Genomic DNA, 6,811 nt, shown 5'->3' on the forward strand with positions numbered 1-6,811 from the left:
CATACCCTGCTGATTTGTACATCTTTTATTTTTAATAACAGAAAAGAAGAGTTTGAGACATAAGTAAATGTCTGAACTCTTCTTTCTCTAAAATCCGAATAAACGGCGTTCCAGTCTTTGTATGCTTCGAGGATCGCAGCAGAGTGAGAACCGTAGACAAGCTTGTAGGAACCTAATGCTTTGTCTCGAGAATCGCTAGACTCGTAGAGACAGCAAGCTCACTACACTTCGTTCCGATAGCATCAACCTCTAAGTGCTAAAAGCGCTAAGAGTTGAAGTTCTCGGAAATAAACACTTTTATCTCGACCTCTTCTAGGTTATTTATATACGTCCTTTGGTATTTCACTAAGCTTCTGCATATATTGATCCATCAATACATACCCTTCCAAGCGTCTTAATCGATCCGCAGAACAACGAACCTTTCTACTGAAAAATGACCGCTTATTGGCAATTCGCTTCATTTCCTTCAAAAATCCATCCAAATTCTCAACCAGATTGGCACTGCTCAACCGATTACAGATTAATACATCTTCTTTCCGCTGCTTCAATACCTGTCCCCATGAATAATTGAGATATTCGGCTTGATCAATCTGTCTTTGAAGATCAACCTGATCGACTTTAACATTTTTCTCTTTGGTCCGTTTCTTGCCAATATTCATCCGTTTGCTCATAAAGCGCAAGTAGATATCATCTTCCAAACTCTCCATCTCGCTCTTTGAAAAACTCGGAATCTTTTTAGGTGCCTGAACCACCGGATTTTCCTTTAATAACCGAGAAAAACGAGGCCAGTTACCTGGTGTCCGCTTTCTCGTTTTATTTTTTTTCAATACAACTTTTTCCAGCAGTTGTTTTTTAGCTGCTTCAGGAGAAAGCTCAGGCTCCGCTGCCTCCAAAACTGTTTCTACAGGGCTTACTGTTGCTTCAACTGAAACCGTCTGGTCAACAGGCGTCTGATTTTCTCTGTTCTTACGGCTTAGCTTCTCAGCAGAACCTTCTAAGGTCTTTGCAGAAATATCATTTTCAGGTTCATTTTCTGGGTAAGTTGTAGCCTCTTCGGCTGACTGGGTATTTTCTAACTGCACTTCCTTTGTCGGTTCTGCCTTGGACTTTTTTACAGCTTCTGCGGCTTCCTCCTGTTCAGTAGGTTCAACAGTTACTTTTTGGATTTTGATTGCTGTATCTTTTTCCTCAGAATATTCACCTTCTACTATTGGTGCTTCCTCCGCTTTCAGCTCAATCTTACTCTCCGGCTTTTTCTGTACAACAGGCTCATTGTCAACAATCGGCTGTGCCCGTTTCAAATGAATTGTGTGCACACTTCTAGAGATTACAGGCTGCGATTTTGCTTCCAGTCTTGCTTGTCCAATAGTATCAGTCAAGTCGCTAATCATTTTTCTAAGACGGAACATTTCATTTGATGCTTCCATCATTTGTTTCATCACACTAGTCAGTTCAGCAGAATCCGCCATCTCGTATCCTTTATGAACAAGTGGTGCTTCCGATTTTTCAACGACTACCTCTGTCAGCCAGTCTTTCAACTCTGCTCTTGCATCTCTTGTTAACGGTTCAAAGCTCCCCATTAACAAAGTATAGTACATCATCTCAGTCTCTACATACATGTAGATTTTCTTTACTACTAGTTTGTTGAATCCTTCTGCCCCATCCCAGCTGTCGCAGATTGCATCAAAATATGCTTCTCCTTCAGCAAGGTTTTGATAATCTTTTGCAAGATTCAATTCACGGATTAAATAGAAATTATACGGGGTTTCGACATTGTCCGCATAGACTTCTCTGCCTAAAAATTCAGGGTCAACATTTTTACAAAGAAATACAGATTTTTTTTCTTGTTCTGACTTTCTGTTCCGCTTGCTAATCGTTCTCACTTCCTCAACTATTTTACCTTGTATATAAATCCGATTGAACCATTTACGTGATTTATATATCATCTAAAAAAAGAAAATACACTTTCCTTTTAATTATACCGTTTTAAAATGAAAATTGCTCTCAATTTTTTCGCTAAATCCAATTATTTATGAGCGAACATCCTTGATTTTACCATTTTATAGCCATTTCAGCAAAATCTTTCTGTTTTGTTCATTTATTAGGACAAGCTAATCCCCAAGTTCATCGGTCTCAAGACTCTCATAAAGCTTCTGTCGTTCGGATTCCCCAAGCTGGTGCATTCCTTCCCCATAGACTCGATCAATTCGCCCGTAAAGGTCATAAGAAATAATCGCCTTTTCTAATCCATCTACATCCATATACAATGTATAAATTTTTCCATTAGCGTTCTTGGCTTGTTTTACTGTCCAGTCTTCAAAATGCTCATTCGCCAAAAAACTCAAATTTTCTTTCAATAATTGATGAACTTCATTGGTGGTGTACTCTGAATAAAGCAATAAATTTTTTTCTCTATCTGTTGACTGAAGATAAAAATGCCAGAAAAACTTATGAGAAGTTTCAGGCGTTACTTGAATATCCTGCCAGATATGTTTGGACGCTTCATCACTTAATTCTGTCCAGCCTTTCCCATAAATTTCAATGATTTCCCCTTGATTGTTCATCTGTAAAAAAGCAAATGGTTCCTCCTTTAAAGATGTTCTAAGGGCACAAATATGTCCGTATCCCTCAATCGTATCTACTGATGTGTAGATTGGATAAGAATCAAAGGGAATTTCTCCTAATGATTCAAGACTAGTATATAACACCCTATCTTTTTGCTCTTTAGCAACATACCTTTCAACAAATTGCTCCCTTTCTTCTTCATTTCCTTTAATTATATAAAATAAAAAAGTAAACTCATTTCCTATACTACTTTGATAGTTTTTCTTAAAAAGATTACTATCCATATCTGCTCTTTGGCTGGTTGTTTCTAACAAAGTAAGTTTTTTTCTTTGTGGCGGCTGACTAGTGGCAACTCTAGCCAAACCAGATAATCCAATTAAAATAAGCAAAATAATCCAGATAGATTTCTTTGATCTTCGTTCCTGAGGAATATTAACTACAGGTTTAGAGCTTTCAGGTATTTGACGAATCATGCTGGGTGCCAATTGTTCAAGCTTCTTCCAGCGTAACCGAACTTCATGAAAATTTTTGATATCAGCATATACTTGAGCAGTTAACAGTAAAAAGACTGAATAAGGCAAGGTAACATCTTCCCTGTTATAAGACAATATCCTTAATGCTTTTGAGTCATGCTCTGTTTGCCACTGAACATAATCGCTTAAAAAAGCTGCTGTTCTATCACTAGTTAAGTTTTGGATTAGATTAAACAATGGCGTTAATTTTCTATTTGACTGTTCCTGTTGTATTTTTTTATCTCTCACTAAAGTGTACGCAATCTGTAAATGAATAATATCTAAATCTTCAGCAATTATCCCCTGACACTCCGTCAGCTTCTTCTTCCAGGTATTTCTTTCAGGTATTCCCTGAGCAAGCATCTGAAACAGCTCATATCTGGCAAAAAAATAAGGGATACGTTCCTCCAGCTCGATTTGTTTGTAAATCTCAAAAGAATAGTCTGGCGCTCTTTGGATTTCTTCCCATGTATAGCTAAAATAGTTCCTTGTTTTGACATCTTCCGCCTGCCTGTTAAAATCAAAAACTTTTCCAAAAAAAGAAAGAATTTGTTTTGACAGCAGCGGGTAGTTTTCGGATAAAAAACGCTGCATTATTCTTTGGATATGCTCATATTCAGTAATCGACCATGTCAGCTCATCAGTGAATAAAGTCATCCATTTTTCGATATCATTAAAAAAAGCCTTTTCACTATACAGATGGGATAATTTCTCCGCAAAAACTTGTGCAGCATCAATTTGACTTAACTCATCTGAAAATTTTACTCCTTCAAGGATACTTCCACCTTCATCAACCTTATTGTCCTCAGGTATAGAAGTGACTGGCTCCTTTTTTTCAGCCCCTGTACGCGCAAGGTCAACTGTATCGGCTAAAATTAGCGCTTGGTCAAAGGCCTCTTTCAATTGCTGAAAAGCAGCTGGCTGCTGATCAATATTTATTTGTTTTAACTTAGCAGCGTATGCTTGTTTAATCTCCTTTTTATTCGAAATCGGTTCGATTCCTAATCGTTCCCAACAACTCATCGTTTCCCCTCACTTTCCCAGTTATTCATCTCATTTATTATCACAAAAATCTCTCGTCCTGACAATACTCTCCCTTGGTGCTGATTCTTGGGCCGTTCAATCGATGTAACTTTTTCTTCGATAGGAGATACACTTTTTTTGTAAAGAATTGATTTGCAATAACGTAAAAAGGGGCTGTGACATTGGTATGCCTCAGTCCCTTAAATCCGGATAAACGGTGTTTCAGAAGTAACTTCTTCGACAATAAGGCGGAAATTCGCATAAAATTGTAGAACAATTTTCGGAATTTCCGCCTTATTGCTTGAAGCTGAACACTTCTGTCACAACCTCTTCTCATTTATAATCTAATTCTTCTTTAACACATTTACTTTACAACTGCTTATTTTCATTTGAATCGAACTAATCCGTTTGTAATACAGTGATGAATTCTAACGATACCATGAGCTATCATCCATGTACCATCCAGTTAGATCAACTCTTTATTCTTTCCTCGACGAGCAAGAGCCGGCAATATCATGCCTAACAATAATAGGATAATTGGTGTCAGAATATTAGACAGCAGCTGGAAGGTCCACCCTTGAGGATCGACATTGAAATCAACTTTTGGTACCATTCCTAAAATACAGGCAAACGCTGTGAATAGGAAACACCATAGTCCAAAAATGAAACCAAGCTTTGGATTTTTCATGAATTTATATTCGGAAGTATAGTTCTTGTAGGCTTTGTTCAGCATCATATAGGCAAAAAATACCCATAAATAACGCATTGGCATTACCACAGAATTTAGATTAGTCAGCCATTTAACCAACTCATTCATGTTCTTCAAGCCAAACATAGGCAGTGCAATAATGATACTAACAAGTACACCTGTTAATAAGTAGCCGTTAACCAATGTTCCTTTTTTAGTACGCTTGCGTAATGCTGCAGGTACATAGTCAGGATCCGCATCTGCTAAAAGAATTTTCAGCGGTGCATCAATAGAAAAGGCTAATGCGGCGATTTGTCCAGCACCATTAGTCAAGGCATAAATAATCATTAGCAGATTTCCCACGCCATAGTACTCTCCTAAAATCTGGAAGGCACTATATGCACCATTTGCCATTAAATCTTCTGGAATATTATTACTGGCAAACAGCATACCCATCGCAAATGAACCCAATACAGCAGAAGCTCCTACCATGGCAGCCAGGAAAATCATTCCCTTGGGAAATTCTTTGGCAGGGTTCTTAGTGGCATTTACATACGGAGAAATTTTTTCTGCTCCTCCAACGGCAAAGACCAGCATTGAAAGAGTCGTAAAATAGCTAAAATCGAACTTTGGTATATAAGTACTGACTTGTTCCATGTGTGGCGTAGCAAACTCTACAGAAGAGTTTATCATTGGTGCGCCAACTGCAAAAAGAATGAAAAGCATTGACATAACAAAGGTTGCTGTTCCTGCAATTCCTCCGATTACTTTTAATGTAGTCAAGCCCTTAGTAGACAACATCAGAAAGACTAGGAAAATAATCAGCGAAAGGAAGGAGACTGTTGAAATAGACATCGTATTTACAAGATTCCCATTTCCTTGAACCGCCCAACCTAATGCAATCAAGATTGCCTGCGGCTTTTGTGCAAGATAAGGAATATGTACAACCCAATATGTCCATGCGGCATAGTAAGCTAGACGTTTGGTGCTTGTATTTTGCACCCAGGAACTAACTCCGCCATTGCTGTCTTTGAATGTTGAGCCTAATTGCCCGACAATCAGCGCATAAGGAATAAAGTACAACACTAAAATCAAAATCCATGAGGTCACTACGGAAATGCCCTGTTGCGCATAATTGTTCACAACATTGCCGATTCCCCAGACCATATTGAAGGCAATCAGCCCAACACTGAACCACCTCAATTGCTTTTGTTCCATAAAAACACTTCCTCTTCTCAAATAAGTTAAAAAGACTAAAATTTCTGATAATTGCAAACAATTCATTCAGTAAATCCTTTAACAAACTGTTTTTCAATAGTCTTATCATACTCGTTTTCCTCTGAATCGCAATCATTCTATGAGCAAAATGTGAAAATTATTACCCATTCATCATGAAAAAAATTTTCTTCCTCTTTACAATTTAATTTTTCACTTTAAAATAAACAAAAAAAACCGAAAAACCTTTTCAAATTCGATAGTTTTTCGCTAGATACTCTTCTCATTATTTTTTCTTTTTTCTCATTTTTAGGGTATTTCCTTTGAGGAGATGACAGAAGTGTTTTTGATCTGAGTTTAGAAGACTCACTGTATGTCTTCTAAACTCATTCTCATAGTAATGCATTGAAAAACCCCTAGATTAGATTTTCGAGTCTAATCTAAGGGACCATCTCAATTTCTATTATCAGTATCTTTCACCTTATTCCGAAAACTCCAACACTAGGCACTTTAACATCTCATCAGGTTTCTCCAGGCTTGTCTCCAGTTCTCCCTTTGTTCCAACCCTCGAAGTATGGAGAGTTTCAGAAACACCTTTATTTTATCTTTGGAACTGAAGAGGTTGTGACAGAAGGGCACTGACCCCCAAAAGTGAGAGGGCAAAAGAGAGGCGATTAAACGGTCTGTTTTCGATAGGCTATCGGTGATAGATAACCCAACTTCCGTTGAATTCTATGGGTATTATAATTCTTAATGTAATTTGTGACAATATCTATTACAGTAGTGGTAGAGTATTTTGGCTCTATGT

Annotated in this window: 4 protein-coding genes; all 4 read right to left on the bottom strand. The window is 37.6% G+C overall.

All coding sequences use genetic code 11. The features are described from left to right. Window positions 1–317: 317 nt before the first annotated feature. Window positions 318–1,946 carry a hypothetical protein gene (locus tag AC1Z3K_RS16620; RefSeq protein WP_461733347.1) on the bottom strand — a complete coding sequence of 543 codons (1,629 nt, stop codon included), beginning with the start codon at window positions 1,944–1,946 and terminating at the stop codon, window positions 318–320. 165 nt (window positions 1,947–2,111) lie between these two features. Beyond that, window positions 2,112–4,100 (bottom strand): hypothetical protein, encoded by a 1,989-nt coding sequence (locus AC1Z3K_RS16625; RefSeq protein WP_461733348.1) that lies wholly within the window; start codon window positions 4,098–4,100, stop codon window positions 2,112–2,114. Window positions 4,101–4,566: 466 nt separating this feature from the next. Beyond that, window positions 4,567–6,006: an amino acid permease gene (locus AC1Z3K_RS16630; RefSeq protein ID WP_461733349.1), complete on the bottom strand. Its 1,440-nt coding sequence runs from the start codon at window positions 6,004–6,006 to the stop codon at window positions 4,567–4,569. A 671-nt stretch (window positions 6,007–6,677) separates the two neighbouring features. After that, window positions 6,678–6,811 (bottom strand): IS3 family transposase (locus AC1Z3K_RS16635; RefSeq protein ID WP_461732511.1); only part of this gene is annotated, 134 nt, incomplete at its 5' end.

This window comes from Enterococcus sp. LJL128 (assembly GCF_056924295.1).

Coding starts and splice junctions, on each gene's coding strand:
- AC1Z3K_RS16620 (WP_461733347.1), bottom strand. CDS start 1,946: ATGATATATAAATCACGTAAATGGTTCAATCGGATTTATATACAAGGT.
- AC1Z3K_RS16625 (WP_461733348.1), bottom strand. CDS start 4,100: ATGAGTTGTTGGGAACGATTAGGAATCGAACCGATTTCGAATAAAAAG.
- AC1Z3K_RS16630 (WP_461733349.1), bottom strand. CDS start 6,006: ATGGAACAAAAGCAATTGAGGTGGTTCAGTGTTGGGCTGATTGCCTTC.